The sequence below is a fragment of the Streptomyces sp. L7 genome, from assembly GCF_050990935.1.
Taxonomy (GTDB): domain Bacteria; phylum Actinomycetota; class Actinomycetes; order Actinomycetales; family Microbacteriaceae; genus Leifsonia.
In genome coordinates, this window is sequence record NZ_CP194644.1 from 2,958,737 (window position 1) to 2,971,178 (window position 12,442).

A 12,442-nucleotide genomic window follows, 5' to 3' on the forward strand; every position below is an offset into this window, starting at 1 on the left:
CAGTAGGATGGACGGGTCCCCCACCACCCGGCACCTTTAGGGAGCACCCATGGCCGCACCGTCGAGACTGGATTCCGTCATCACGCTGGCGCAGCACCGCGGATTCGTCTTCCCCTCCGGCGAGATCTACGGCGGCACCCGGTCCGCGTGGGACTACGGCCCCCTCGGCGTGGAGCTCAAGGAGAACATCAAGCGCGAGTGGTGGAACGCCTTCGTGCGCGGCCGCGGCGACATGGTCGGCCTCGACTCGGCGATCATCCTGCCGACCGCCGTGTGGGAGGCCTCCGGTCACGTGCAGGTCTTCAGCGACCCGCTGACCGAGTCGCTCATCACCCACAAGCGGTACCGCGCCGACCACCTCTTCGAGGCGTACGAAGCCGAGCACGGCCACCCGCCGGCGAACGGCCTCGACGACATCGCCGACCCCGACCACCCGGACAAGGTGGGCCAGTGGACGCCGATCCGGCAGTTCTCCGGCCTCATGAAGACCTTCCTCGGCGTCGTGGACGACGAGTCCGGCCTCCACTACATGCGCCCGGAGACCGCGCAGGGAATCTTCACCGACTTCGCGCATGTGCTGCAGGCCGCCCGCAAGAAGCCGCCGTTCGGCATCGGCCAGATCGGCAAGGCGTTCCGCAACGAGATCACGCCGGGCAACTTCATCTTCCGCACCCGCGAGTTCGAGCAGATGGAGATCGAGTACTTCGTCGAGCCCGGCACCGACGAGGAGTGGTTCCAGACCTGGATCGACCTCTGCTGGGACTGGTTCGTCGACCTCGGCATCGACCCGACCCACATCCGCCGTTTCGAGCACCCGGAAGGCGCACTGGCGCACTACTCGAAGCGCACCATCGACATCGAGTACAAGTTCGACTTCGTGGGCAGCGAGTGGGGCGAGCTGATGGGCGTCGCCAACCGCACCGACTACGACCTGCGGACCCACATCGAGCACTCCGGCAAAGACCTCAGCTACTTCGACCAGAACAAGAACGAGCGCTACGTGCCGTTCGTGATCGAGCCGTCCTTCGGACTCACCCGCGCGCTGATGGCGTTCCTGGTCGACGCGTACGACGAGGAGGAGGTGCCGAACGCCAAGGGCGGCACCGACAAGCGCACGGTGCTGCACCTCGACCCGCGGCTCGCGCCGGTGAAGGTCGCCGTCCTCCCGCTGTCCCGCAACGAGGCGCTGTCGCCGCTCGCCCGGGGCCTCGCCGACAAGCTCCGCAAGCGCCGCAACGTCGACTTCGACGACTCGGGTGCGATCGGCCGGCGCTACCGGCGCCAGGACGAGATCGGCACGCCGCTCGCCGTCACGGTCGACTTCGACTCGCTGGAGGACGACGCCGTGACCGTGCGCGACCGCGACACGATGAAGCAGGAGCGCATCCCGCTGGAGGGTCTCGACCGTTACCTCGCGGAGCGGCTGCGCGAGATCTGACCCTGCGCGGGAGCGGGTTTCCGCCCCCGCGAAGCAGGTGCCGCCTCCGGGAACGGGCGGCGACCGCTAAGGTGGGGGCCACCGCGACGGAGACACGATGAGCACGGCTCCCACGAACACCGCACCAGCGCCGCCGGCGGATCCGCCCCCGGGGCGGCCCCCGGCGTGGGCGATGCTGCGCGCCTACCTGCAGATCGCGCCCGCGAGCGTGACGCTCGCCGTGGTCGTGCTGGCCACCTCCATCACCACCGGAACGCTGTGGAGCGCCGCGAGCGTCGGCGGCGGCTCGCTGGTCTGGGCGGCGGGCGTTCCGACGACCATCCGGGCCGGGTACTGGTGGACGCCGGTCACGGCGCTCTTCGTGCCGGAGGACCCGATCCAGTTCGCGATCTCGTTCCTGCTGGCGCTGACGCTGCTCGCCGCGGCCGAACGGCTGCTCGGCACCGTACGTCTCATCATCGCGTTCCTGGTCACCGGGGTGCTGGGCATCACGCTCGGCGTGCTCGGCCAGTGGGCGGCGGCGAACGGGGGCGAGATCCTCGCGCACGCCACCGAGTTCGACTTCACCCTGGACCCGACCATCGGGATCGTGGGGGCGCTGGTCACGGCGAGCGCCTTCGCCACGACCCTCTGGCGGCGGCGGATCCGGCTGCTCACCTTCGCCACCGTCGTCATGTTCGTGCTCTACAACGGCGACCAGAACAACGTCTACCGTCTGTTCGCGGCGCTGCTCGGCCTCGCGCTCGGGGTCGTCCTGCGGCGTGGACGCCTGCACAGGATGCGGCGCAGCTCGCACGCCGAGACCCGCAACCTCGTCGCCGCGATCGTCGCGATCACCGCGATCGGCCCGCTCGCCGCGCTCCTGCCGCCGGGCGGCCTCGGCCCGCTCTCGTTCGTCTCGGCGCTGTTCCAGCATCGGGAGGTCGCCGCGGCGACAGTGCTGGCGGCGTGCAAGGCCGCCGACACGACCAACTGCCGTGACGAACTCGCCGCCGTCGCCGTGCAGGGCGTCGGCCCGCTGCTGCTCAGTCTGCTGCCGCTCGTGCTGCTCATCGTGACGGCCATCGGCCTCCGCCGCGGCCGGCACTTCGCGTGGCTGCTCGGGATCGTGGTGAACGCGGCGATGATCCTTCTCCCCTTCACGGCGCTGCCCGGTGGCGAGATCACCATCAACGTGGACAGTATCGACGCTCTCGCGCCCGCGATCGAGGTGCTGCTCTGGCTGGCGGCGACGCTGCTGGTGCCGCTGGCGTCGATCGCACTGCTGGTGGCGACACGGCGGCAGTTCCAGATCCGCGCTCCGCGGGACGCTGTCGTGCGCTTCACGATCCTGGCGGTCGTCGCCTTCGCCCTGCTGGCGGTCCTGTACCTCATCTCGGGCCTCGGGACGCTGTCGTCGTTCGTGCCCGAGGCCTCCATCGGCGACGTGTTCGTGTCCATGCTCCGCCGGTTCGTGCCGTCGGGCTTCGAGTCCGTGCTGGGCCCGGTGATCGTGCCCACATCGTCGTTCACGCTCCTGCTCTACCAGGGGGTGGGGCCGGTGTTCTGGACGATCTTCGTCATCGGCACGATGCGGCTGTACCGGGCGACCTCCACCGGCCGGACGGTCGGCGACGAGCTGCACTACCGCGAGCTCCTGCGCGCGGGCGGCGGCGGAACGCTGGGCTTCATGGGGACCTGGCCGGACAACGTGTACTGGTTCTCGGAGGACGGCGAGGCCGCCGTCGCCTACCGGGTGATCAACGGGGTGGCTGTCACCCTGTCCGACCCGGTGTGCCGGCCGGCGCGGGCCGAGCAGACCATCATCGACTTCATCGGGTTCTGCGACGCGAACAGCTGGACGCCCGCGTTCTACAGCATCCACGGCGCGTTCCTCCCGGTGTTCGAGTCGCTCGGCTGGCAGAGCGTGTCGGTCGGCGAGGAGACGCTGATGCACCCGCAGACCTTCGACATGCAGGGCAAGCCCTGGCAGAAGGTACGCCAGGCGCACAACCGCGGGGTGAAGGAGCGCATCTCGACGCTGTGGACGACGTGGGCCGAGCTGGCGCCGATCCAGCAGAACCAGATCGTCGCCCTCAGCGAGCAGTGGGTGTCCGAGAAGGAGCTGCCCGAGATGGGCTTCACCCTCGGCGGGATGGCGGAGCTGAAGGACCCTGAGGTGCGGCTCTACCTCGCCTACAACCCGCAGGGCGACCTCCAGGCGGTCACGAGCTGGCTGCCGAGCTGGCGGGACGGCCGGGTCGTCGGCTACACGATCGACTTCATGCGCCGGGCCGACAAGAGCATCCCGGGGATCATGGAGTTCGTCATCGCGTCGGCGGCGCAGCGGATGCGCGGTGAGGGCGTGGAGGTGCTGAGCCTGTCCGGTGCACCGCTGGCGACGAAGCCGGTGGGAGCGTCCGCTGAATCCGAAGACGAGGGGCCGGCGGTGATGGATCGACTGCTCGCGTTCCTGGCCAGGACGCTGGAGCCGGCCTACGGGTTCGCATCGCTGTTCGCATTCAAGAGCAAGTTCAATCCGACGTACGAGACGCTGTGGCTGGCGTACCCCGACGCGGTGTCGCTGCCGGCGATCGGCAACGCGATCGGGCGGGCGTACCTCCCGGACGCGAACGCGCGGGAGTATCTGGCGCTGGCGCGGACGTTGCTGGGGTGAGCGTGCCGCTGAGGCGAGGGCTCTGCTGACGGCAGACTCCGGTCCTGCAGCCACGGTCCGCTCCGGCGTACGGTTGCGCCATGACGGTCGACTGGGCCGTGCGGGAGGTACGCGCTGCCGAGCGTCGCGGCGAGGACTGGGAGCAGGCGTTCCCGACGCTGGCACAGCGTGCGCAGGCGGACCGGTGGTTCGACTACGAGGCGGAGGATGCGTTCATCGCGGCGCGGTGACCCGTCTCAGAACACGTACTCCAGCAGATCCAGCCCCACCGTCCGCATCCCGTCGATGACCGCCAGCCGCGCCGGCAGCGCCGTGTCGTCGAAGTACGTCGACACCGCGTAGGTCACCCCCGCGCGCGGCCCGCGCAGCACGCCGACCTCGCTGCGGACTCCCGCGTCGGTGCCCGTCTTGTTGACCAGCAGGATGCCGTGCTCGGGGTGGCGGTGGGAGTGCGGGTCGAGGCCGAACGCGCTCGACACCAGGGAGAAGTCGCTGTTCAGGGACAGCCAGGAGATGACCTGGCGGCTGGTCGCCGCGTCCACGACCTCCCCGCGGGCCAGCGCCGAGAACAGCCAGGTGAGCTCGTTGGCGCTGCCGACCGAGAGCTGCGGGGCGTCGTCCGGGCCGCGGTGGTCGCGGACCAGGTCGAGGAGGGCGGTGCGCGTGAGGCCGAGGGACTCCGTGCGGGCGCTCACGGCCTCCAGGCCGACACGGCGCAGGAGGACGTTGGTCGCGAGGTTGTCGCTCGTCGCACCCACGAGCGCGGCCAGGTCCGCGACCGGCAGGGCGGGGACCTGGAGGTGCTGCCAGATTCCGGACTCACCCGCGATGTCCTGCGGCGCGCGGTCGAGCTGGGCGAGCGGGCTGAGCTGGTGCGACTGGAGGCGCGCGGCGACCTCCACCAGCAGCAGCACTTTGCCGATGCTCGCCGTCGGCATCACCACGTGGTCGTCGACCGAGAAGAGCACCTCGCCCGTGGACAGGTCCGTCGCGCGCGCCGAGACCTGCACGCCCTGCACGGCCAGCCGGCCGAGCGCTTCGAAGCCGCGGCTGAAGACTTCGGGGGCGGCGGGCACGGACCCGCGGTGCCGGCCACGGCGTGCACTCGCGTGCCGGCGGCGGTGGTCGGTCTCCGGGGTCTGGATCGTCACGGTCGCGGTGCGTCTTTCTTCCGAGTCGGGGGCATCGGGCAATGCCGCGGTCCCCCGAACCGCGTCGCGGCGAGGGCGGAACCCTCGGCGCGATAGGGACGATGTTACCCCGCCCGGAGGGTGGTGGGGCGATCCCTCTCGCGCGGTCGCCGGCGCTTCACCAGATGGTCACGCGCTCCTCCGGCTCGAGCCACAGCGCGTCGCCGTCGGTGACCCCGAAGGTGTCGTAGAAGGCGTCGATGTTGCGGACGATCTGGTTGCAGCGGAACTCGTTCGGCGAGTGCGGGTCGATCGCCAGCAGGCGGATGACCTCCTCGTCGCGGCCCTTCTGCTGCCAGGCCTGCGCCCACGACAGGAAGAAGCGCTCAGCGCCGCTGAGGCCGTCGACGACCGGCGGCTCCTCGCCGCCGAGCGAGAGGAGGTAGGCCTTCCAGGCGATGCCCAGACCGCCGAGGTCGCCGATGTTCTCGCCGATGGTGAGGGCACCGTTGACGTGGTGGTCGGGCACCTGCGCCGGCGCGAGGGCGTCGTACTGGGCGATGAGGCTGCCGGTGCGCTTCTCGAACGCGGCACGGTCGGCAGCGGTCCACCAGTCGTCGAGCTTGCCGTCGCCGTCGAACTTGGAGCCCTGGTCGTCGAAGCCGTGGCCGATCTCATGGCCGATCACCGCGCCGATCGCGCCGTAGTTGGCGGCGGCGTCGCGGCCCTCGTCGAAGAACGGGTACTGCAGGATCGCCGCGGGGAAGACGATCTCGTTGAAGCCGGGGTTGTAGTAAGCGTTGATCGTCTGCGGGGTCATGAACCACTCGTCACGGTCGATCGGCTTGCCGATCTTGTTCAGCTCGCGGTTGAACTCGAACAGCGCGGCGGCGCGCACGTTGCCGACGAGGTCCGTCGGGTCGATCACAAGCGCGGAGTAGTCGCGCCACTTGACCGGGTAGCCGATCTTGGGCGTGAACTTGCCGAGCTTGTCCAGCGCGCGCTCGCGGGTATCCTCGCCCATCCACTCGAGCGTCTGGATGCTCTGCCGGTACGCCTCGATCAGGTTGGCGACCAGCGCGTCCATCGCCTGCTTGGCCGAGGGCGGGAAGTGCCGCTCCACGTAGATCTTCCCGACGGCCTCCCCCATCACGCCCTCCACCAGCGAGACGCCGCGCTTCCAGCGGGCGCGCATCTCCGGCGTGCCGGTGAGGGTACGGCCGTAGAAGTCGAAGTTCGCGTCGACGAAGTCGCCGGTCAGGTACGGGGCGGAGTCGTGGATGATCTGCCAGGCCAGCCAGTCCTTCCAGGACTGCAGCTTCTCCTCGACGAGGAGCCCGGCGACGCCGGAGGTGAACGACGGCTGGCGCAGGACGATCTCGGTGAGCGCCCCTGCGGGGCCCCGAGGCCGGCGGCCCAGTCGTCCAGGCCCGCCGAGCCGAACAGCGCCGTGGCGTCGGCCCACGAGAACAGGTTGTAGGTCTTCTCCGAGTCGCGGGAGGTCACGTTGTCCCAGTGCTGGGCGGCGATCTCCACCTCGAGGTCGTAGACGCGCTGCGCGCGCTCGGGGGCGTCCTGGAAGCCGGCCAGCTCGAACATCCGCTGCACGTGCGCGGCGAAGGCCTCCCGGATCGGCGCGAACCGCTCCTCCCGGAAGTAGGACTCGTCGGGCAGAGAGATGCCGGCCTGCTCGGCGAAGACGAGGTAACGGCTGGGGTCGCCCGGGTCGTTGTCGACGAAGAGCTGGTAGATGCCGCCGACGCCGTGCCGCTCCAGCTCGCCGAGGGTCTTCAGGAACTCCGGGATGGTGGCGACATCGTCGGCGATGGCGAGCTGCGCCTCGATCGGCCGGACGCCGAGCGCGTCGACGCGATCCTCGTCGAGGAAGCTCGTGTAGAGGTCGCCGAACGTGCGCTCCTCGGTCCCCTCCGGAGCCGACTGCGCGGCCTCCACGATCTCCCGGACGGCTGCCTCCGACTTCTCCGCGAGTTCCATGAAGGAGCCCCAGCGGGCCTTGTCGGACGGGATCTCGGTCCGGCTGATCCAGGCGCCGTTCACGTGCCGGAACAGGTCGTCCTGCGGGCGGATCGAGGGATCGAGTTCGTCGGTGGCGATGCCGGAGGAGAGCGTCATGCGCCCCAGCCTACGGCGCGGGCGCCCCGCCTGTCAGGTGCGCGCGCCGCCGGAGACGGACGGGCGGGAATGCTGCCGGGCCGGCGCCTGCACGGTCGTGGTGCGGCGGGGACGGAGGCAGGCGTACGAGTTCAGGAAGAGCGCGGCCAGGACCAGCTCGGCGAGGATCGAGACCGTCCCGGAGACGCTGCCGAAGCCGCCGAGGGAGAAGCCGATGTTCACCACGGCGAGGAGGGCGTAGCCGATCCCGAGGACCCCGGACAGGAGCGGCCGGTTCGTCATCCGCCACCAGGGGCGCGCCGCGCGCAGGGACTCCCCCGGCCCGCGGAACATCCGGGAGACGATGTACCACCCGGCGACCTGCAGCATCGTCAGCACGATGGAGGCCGGCTCCGAGTGCAGCGCGTCGAAGAGCAGCGCGAGCGCGACGTTGACCGCGAGCAGCACCGCGACCACCAGCGCCTTCTGGGCCGGAGTGGTGAAACGCATGTCGATCCCCCTGGTGAGTCCGAGCTTTAGCATTTCAGATGTTCACAGCCGGCGAGCGAGGCACGCCGGTCGCCGAACGGATCCACGGTGCGGCAGCGGTCTCCCGAAGCCGCTCGGCCGTGACCCGCGCTCGCGCAGAGCCCCCTTTTCCGCCCTCGCAACGCCCGGGCCGGCCAGTGTGAGACCCATTCGGCAACCGGCCACGCCGCCTCCCCCTAGCCAGGGCGGCGTGACGTCCGCAGGGACGCACGTCAGACACTAGTGTGATATTTATGCCTTCGCAAGTCGGGAGGTGGAGATCGTCCTCACGACTTCGGGCACGGAACGGGTGCCCCCTCACGCGTCCCGCGACGCCCGGATCTGCTCCCACTCGTTCAGCATGTCCGGCAGCCTGGCCTGCATGAACCGGTAGAAGCCGGCCATGTCGCGCAGGCGCTCGGTCGCCGGGTCGTCGGGGTCGTCGACGGCGGCGAGGCCCGCTTCCGCCTGGTCGGCGAGGACGCCGTAGATGGGGCTGTTGCGGACCATCAGGGCGTACCAGTCCGCCGGCATCTGGTAGAGGTCGCGGCGGCTGCCGTTCTGCGACAGGCGCCGCACGATCCCGAGGGTCTGGAGGTAGCGGACCGCTCCGGAGATCGCGGCCGGGCTCACGTCCAGCCGTTCGGCGAGCTGCGCGGCCGTGAGTCCTGCCGAGTCCGTGACCGTGAGCGCCATCAGCACGCGCGCGGGCATCTTCGGGAACCCCGCAGCGGTCAGCACCGCCGCGGAGTGCTCCATCATCTCCGTCAGAGCCCGTTCGTCCCTGGCCATACCCGTCCCTACCCGATCGCGAAGTCCCGGCGGCGGATCAGGGCCGCGGCGGCGGCGAGCGCGACGACCGCGATGCCGAACATCCAGTATCCACCGGTCCAATCGACCTTCCCGACGACGACGGGGGCGTCGGCGAACGGGGAGACGTGGCGCAGCCAGTCCGGGAGCTTGATCAGGGCGCCGAAGATGCCGATGAAGGCGCCGGCGCCGAGCGCGGCCCAACCGACCGGAGCGGTCCAGCCCGGCAGCAGCACGAAGACCAGCGTCAGTACGCCGAGGTAGACCAGCGCCACAGGGAACTGCGCGGCTGCGGCGGCGAACGCGTCGTTGAAAGTTGACGCTTTCTCCCCGCCGCCGTCGCCGACAGGCCCGCGGCGAGCGCCGCCGCCAGCAGCACCAGCACGATCGCGATCAGTCCGACCAGCACGAAGTCGAGCAGCCAGCGCACCCGGGAGACCGGGGTCGCCATCATGACCTCGGCCGAGCCTCCGACCTCCTCCTGGCGCAGCCGGATGACCGCCTGCACCGCGCACGCCGCGGCCAGCACGCCGACGATCGACATGATCGCGGACAGGAACAGCGCCGTCATCGGGCCGGAGCCGCCGGCGCCCAGGTGCCCGACGGCGTCCCGGATGTTGCCCAGACTGGGGTCGTTCGCGATGGACGAGCTCACCACGCTGCCGAGCGCGCCCGCGAGAACACCGGTGAGGAGGCCGCCGATCGCCCAGCCGAGGATGGTCGGCCACTGCAGGCGCCAGGCCAGGCCGAGCGGGCCGTTCAGCGTCGGGAGGGCGTTCCGCCGGCCGGCGCGCTCCGGGACGATCCCGGAACCCGAGTCGCGCACGGCCTGGAGGCCGAACACCGCCGCGATCAGAACGGCGGCGAAGCCGAGCTGCAGGAGCAGCGGCGTCCAGTCGTTCCGCACATACGGCGAGAACTGCTCGCCCCAGCCGATCGGGCTGAGCCAGGTCGGCCAGCCGGAGACCATCGTCGTGCCGGCGCCCGTGACCGTCCCGATCGCGTCGCCGACGCCGCGCAGCACCCAGGCGAGCACGACGATGGCGGCGGCGTAGCCGTTCGCGCCGCGCGAGGTGCTCATCACCTGGGCGAGCAGGAGGCCGACGGCCAGGAAGGCGACACCGGCCCCGCCGACCGCTGCTCCCGCGACGAGCGAGCCGTACGCCGGGAGGCCGGCCGCCGTGAAGCCGACCCCGGTGGCCAACGCGAGCACGATGTTCGCGAGGACGCCGTGGACGACCGTCGCGACGGTCGGCGTGAGCCGAGCGGCAGGGGTGGAGCCGACGAGCTCGGCGCGGCCGGACTCCTCCTCCGCACGGGAGTGTCGCACGGCGAGGAACGTGTTCATCAGGCCGGCGAGCAACGCGAGGAACGTATAGATCTCGAAGAACGTGACCGCCGCCAGGCCGGTGCCCTGCGGGAGCCCGCGGAGGACGAGGACCGTCGGGTTCGCGATCGCGAGCCGGATCAGCTCCGTTCGGCCGGTCGCCGACCCGTACGTCGAGTCGATGCTCGCCGCGGAGAACAGGGCGAGGAACGCGATGCAGAGGATCCAGATGAGGAGCTGCCAGCGGTCGCGCCGCAGGCGCTGCCTGAGCAGGACGCCGAGGGTCGCCACGCGTCCGCGTTCGGGGACGGCGGTGTGCCCGGCGCGTGCGGCCGGGCGGTCGGTGGTCGTGGTGCTCATCGCCCCTTCGCCTCCGCCTCCAGCTCGGTGACGCCGGCGAGTTCGTCGCCGTAGTGGCGGAGGAAGAGCTCCTCCAGCGACGGCGGAGCGACGGTCAGGCTCTTCGCGTTCAGGTCGGCGAGCGCCGCGAGGACGGGCGCGAGGCCGTCGCTGTCGGCGGTGAACTTCACGCGACCGTTGTCGGTGCGCAGGTCGTGGGCGTCGGGGATGCGGGCGAGCTGCTCGTCCGTCATCCCGTCGGCCGCGAACGATATCTCGGTGCGGGTCAGGTGGCGGAGCTCATCCAGGGTCCCGGACTCGACGGTCTTGCCCTCGCGGATGATGCTGACCCGGTCGCAGAGCTGCTCCACCTCGGAGAGGATGTGGCTGGACAGCAGGACGGTCGCGCCGTCCCGGGCGATCCGGGCGATCTCGGCGTTGAAGGTGGCCTCCATCAGCGGGTCGAGCCCGCTGGTCGGCTCGTCGAGGATGTACAGGTCTGCCGGGGTCGCGAAGGCGGCGACGAGCGCGACCTTCTGCCGGTTGCCTTTGGAGTAGGCGCGCCCCTTCTTGGTCGGGTCGAGCTGGAACACGTCGATCAGACGCTTCTTGCGCTCGGCGTAGACCGCCTTGTCGGCGGTGCCTCCGCGGAGCCGGGCGAGGAGGTCGATGGCCTCGCCGCCCGACAGGTTCGGCCAGAGGCTGACGTCGCCGGGAACGTAGGCGATGCGGCGGTGCAGGGTGACGGCGTCCCGCCAGGGGTCGTCGCCGAAGACACGGGCGGTGCCGCCGTTGGAGCGCGCGAGGCCCAGGAGGACGCGGATGGTGGTCGACTTGCCTGCGCCGTTCGGCCCGAGGAATCCGTGGACCTCACCCTCGGTGACGGTGAGGTCGAGTCCGTCGAGTGCCCGGACCCGGCCGAATCGCTTCTCGAGGCCCGAGGCCTCAATCACTGTGGTCATGGGCGTGACTCTACGCTTAATTCAGTAATTTGTGAAAACTTTTACGGAATCCTTACGTCGACGGCGCCGGCGCGATGCGCATCAGGTCGGGATGCACTGCAGGTCGTCGATGCCGGCGTACTGATGCGTGGAGGCGGTGTCGGGGACCGTGTAGGTGTACGGGACGCCTGCCTTCAGGGGCACGGTTTCGGTGTGCTGATCGATCGAGTCGCCGTCGACGGTGTCCGCGAACCCGACGATCACCTCGGCGCCGGGACAGTCGCGCGGAGAGGTCAACAGGAAGGTCCAGCCCTGCTCGGGCTGGATCGTCACGCCGTCGATGACGTAGCTCTGGTCGGCCGCCGAGGGGTCGCCGCTCGACGGGGCGGTGGACGGCGCAGCGGCGGAACCGTGCCGGGAGGCGCTGTTCGCGAGACCGCTTCGGGCGCCGCCGGCGAGGGCGATGACCGCCACGAGCAGGACGACGAGGAGCACGGCGGTGCCGCCGAGGGCGATGCCGATGATGGCGCCGTTGGAGAGAGGTCTGCGAGGCCGGGCGGGGTAGGCGGAGGGGTGGGGATAACCGGGGTACGGCGGTTGCTGGGGGCCGCCGGGTCCCGGAACGCCGGCGGCCGGAACGCCGGCGGCCGGGAGGGAGGCCAGGTACGGGTAGACGGGCTGCGGCGGCGTCGCGCCGTACGGTGCGGCGGGCGGCTGGGGTGTCGGTGAAGCGGGCCGGTGGGGAGCTGCGCCGTACGGTGCGGCGGGCGGCTGGGGTGTCGGGTAAGCGGGCTGCTGGGGAGTCGCGCCGTACGGTGCGGCGGGCAGGCGGGGTGGATATCCCGGCTGCGGCGCCAGCCCGATCGGTGTCGTCCCGCTCTGCGGAGTCCCCCAGCCCTGCGGCGCACCGGTGCTCTGCGGCGGCTGCCAACGGACCCCGGCGAGCAGAGCGTCCCGCGCCCGCGCGAGCGCGTCGACCGCGGTGACATCGCTCTCCGGGACGGTCGCGACATGCGCAGCGTACGCCTCGGTGATCTGAGCCTCGGTCGCGTTCTCGGGGAGTCCGAGCAGGCCGGCCGCCTCGGCGGGCGTCACCGGCGCACCGCGGTGACGCCGGACCGGCGGGGGATCATGCGCTCTGGCTGCTGCATGCGTTGATCG

General features: G+C 70.8%; 12 protein-coding genes. 3 read left to right on the plus strand and 9 right to left on the minus strand.

The window, feature by feature from the left end; genetic code table 11:
• The first annotated feature begins 49 nt into the window (after positions 1-49).
• The 3 genes from ACR5MH_RS14795 (at position 50) to ACR5MH_RS14805 (ending at position 4,324) form a co-directional block, all read left to right on the plus strand.
• Positions 50-1,438, plus strand: a complete 1,389-nt coding sequence (locus tag ACR5MH_RS14795; RefSeq protein ID WP_431347888.1) for a glycine--tRNA ligase — start codon at positions 50-52, stop codon at positions 1,436-1,438.
• 97 nt (positions 1,439-1,535) lie between these two features.
• Positions 1,536-4,094, plus strand: a complete 2,559-nt coding sequence (locus tag ACR5MH_RS14800) for a bifunctional lysylphosphatidylglycerol flippase/synthetase MprF (protein ID WP_431347889.1) — start codon at positions 1,536-1,538, stop codon at positions 4,092-4,094.
• Positions 4,095-4,174: 80 nt separating this feature from the next.
• On the plus strand, positions 4,175-4,324 hold the full coding sequence (locus tag ACR5MH_RS14805) for a hypothetical protein (protein ID WP_431347890.1): 150 nt from the start codon (positions 4,175-4,177) through the stop codon (positions 4,322-4,324).
• 6 nt (positions 4,325-4,330) lie between these two features.
• Here the strand turns inward: ACR5MH_RS14805 and ACR5MH_RS14810 are convergent, their stop codons facing one another.
• From ACR5MH_RS14810 to ACR5MH_RS14850, 9 genes are all read right to left on the minus strand, one after another.
• Entirely contained in the window at positions 4,331-5,245 is a 915-nt protein-coding gene (locus ACR5MH_RS14810) for a serine hydrolase (protein WP_431347891.1), read from the minus strand.
• Between the two features lie 157 nt (positions 5,246-5,402).
• Positions 5,403-6,596 carry a M13 family metallopeptidase gene (locus tag ACR5MH_RS14815; RefSeq protein WP_433862656.1) on the minus strand — a complete coding sequence of 398 codons (1,194 nt, stop codon included), beginning with the start codon at positions 6,594-6,596 and terminating at the stop codon, positions 5,403-5,405.
• The gene (locus ACR5MH_RS14820) at positions 6,482-7,357 is read right to left on the minus strand and encodes a hypothetical protein (RefSeq protein ID WP_433861897.1); all 876 of its coding nucleotides are present in this window, start codon (positions 7,355-7,357) and stop codon (positions 6,482-6,484) included. Before ACR5MH_RS14820 ends, ACR5MH_RS14815 begins: the two co-directional genes overlap by 115 nt.
• Before the next feature lie 33 nt (positions 7,358-7,390).
• The gene (locus tag ACR5MH_RS14825; RefSeq protein ID WP_433861898.1) at positions 7,391-7,846 is read right to left on the minus strand and encodes a hypothetical protein; all 456 of its coding nucleotides are present in this window, start codon (positions 7,844-7,846) and stop codon (positions 7,391-7,393) included.
• A 336-nt stretch (positions 7,847-8,182) separates the two neighbouring features.
• Entirely contained in the window at positions 8,183-8,656 is a 474-nt protein-coding gene (locus ACR5MH_RS14830; protein ID WP_431347894.1) for a GbsR/MarR family transcriptional regulator, read from the minus strand.
• A gap of 8 nt (positions 8,657-8,664) precedes the next feature.
• Positions 8,665-8,949: a hypothetical protein gene (locus tag ACR5MH_RS14835; RefSeq protein ID WP_433861899.1), complete on the minus strand. Its 285-nt coding sequence runs from the start codon at positions 8,947-8,949 to the stop codon at positions 8,665-8,667.
• The gene (locus ACR5MH_RS14840) at positions 8,922-10,361 is read right to left on the minus strand and encodes an ABC transporter permease (protein WP_433861900.1); all 1,440 of its coding nucleotides are present in this window, start codon (positions 10,359-10,361) and stop codon (positions 8,922-8,924) included. Before ACR5MH_RS14840 ends, ACR5MH_RS14835 begins: the two co-directional genes overlap by 28 nt.
• Positions 10,358-11,302 carry an ABC transporter ATP-binding protein gene (locus tag ACR5MH_RS14845; protein WP_431347896.1) on the minus strand — a complete coding sequence of 315 codons (945 nt, stop codon included), beginning with the start codon at positions 11,300-11,302 and terminating at the stop codon, positions 10,358-10,360. Before ACR5MH_RS14845 ends, ACR5MH_RS14840 begins: the two co-directional genes overlap by 4 nt.
• 81 nt (positions 11,303-11,383) lie before the next feature.
• Positions 11,384-12,376, minus strand: a complete 993-nt coding sequence (locus tag ACR5MH_RS14850) for a hypothetical protein (RefSeq protein WP_431347897.1) — start codon at positions 12,374-12,376, stop codon at positions 11,384-11,386.
• Positions 12,377-12,442 lie beyond the last annotated feature (66 nt).

What these genes read in the sequence shown, in the direction of transcription:
- ACR5MH_RS14845 (WP_431347896.1), bottom strand. Translation starts at nt 11,302, where the DNA reads ATGACCACAGTGATTGAGGCCTCGGGCCTCGAGAAGCGATTCGGCCGG.
- ACR5MH_RS14800 (WP_431347889.1), top strand. Translation starts at nt 1,536, where the DNA reads ATGAGCACGGCTCCCACGAACACCGCACCAGCGCCGCCGGCGGATCCG.
- ACR5MH_RS14840 (WP_433861900.1), bottom strand. Translation starts at nt 10,361, where the DNA reads ATGAGCACCACGACCACCGACCGCCCGGCCGCACGCGCCGGGCACACC.
- ACR5MH_RS14830 (WP_431347894.1), bottom strand. Translation starts at nt 8,656, where the DNA reads ATGGCCAGGGACGAACGGGCTCTGACGGAGATGATGGAGCACTCCGCG.
- ACR5MH_RS14805 (WP_431347890.1), top strand. Translation starts at nt 4,175, where the DNA reads ATGACGGTCGACTGGGCCGTGCGGGAGGTACGCGCTGCCGAGCGTCGC.
- ACR5MH_RS14825 (WP_433861898.1), bottom strand. Translation starts at nt 7,846, where the DNA reads ATGCGTTTCACCACTCCGGCCCAGAAGGCGCTGGTGGTCGCGGTGCTG.
- ACR5MH_RS14795 (WP_431347888.1), top strand. Translation starts at nt 50, where the DNA reads ATGGCCGCACCGTCGAGACTGGATTCCGTCATCACGCTGGCGCAGCAC.
- ACR5MH_RS14820 (WP_433861897.1), bottom strand. Translation starts at nt 7,357, where the DNA reads ATGACGCTCTCCTCCGGCATCGCCACCGACGAACTCGATCCCTCGATC.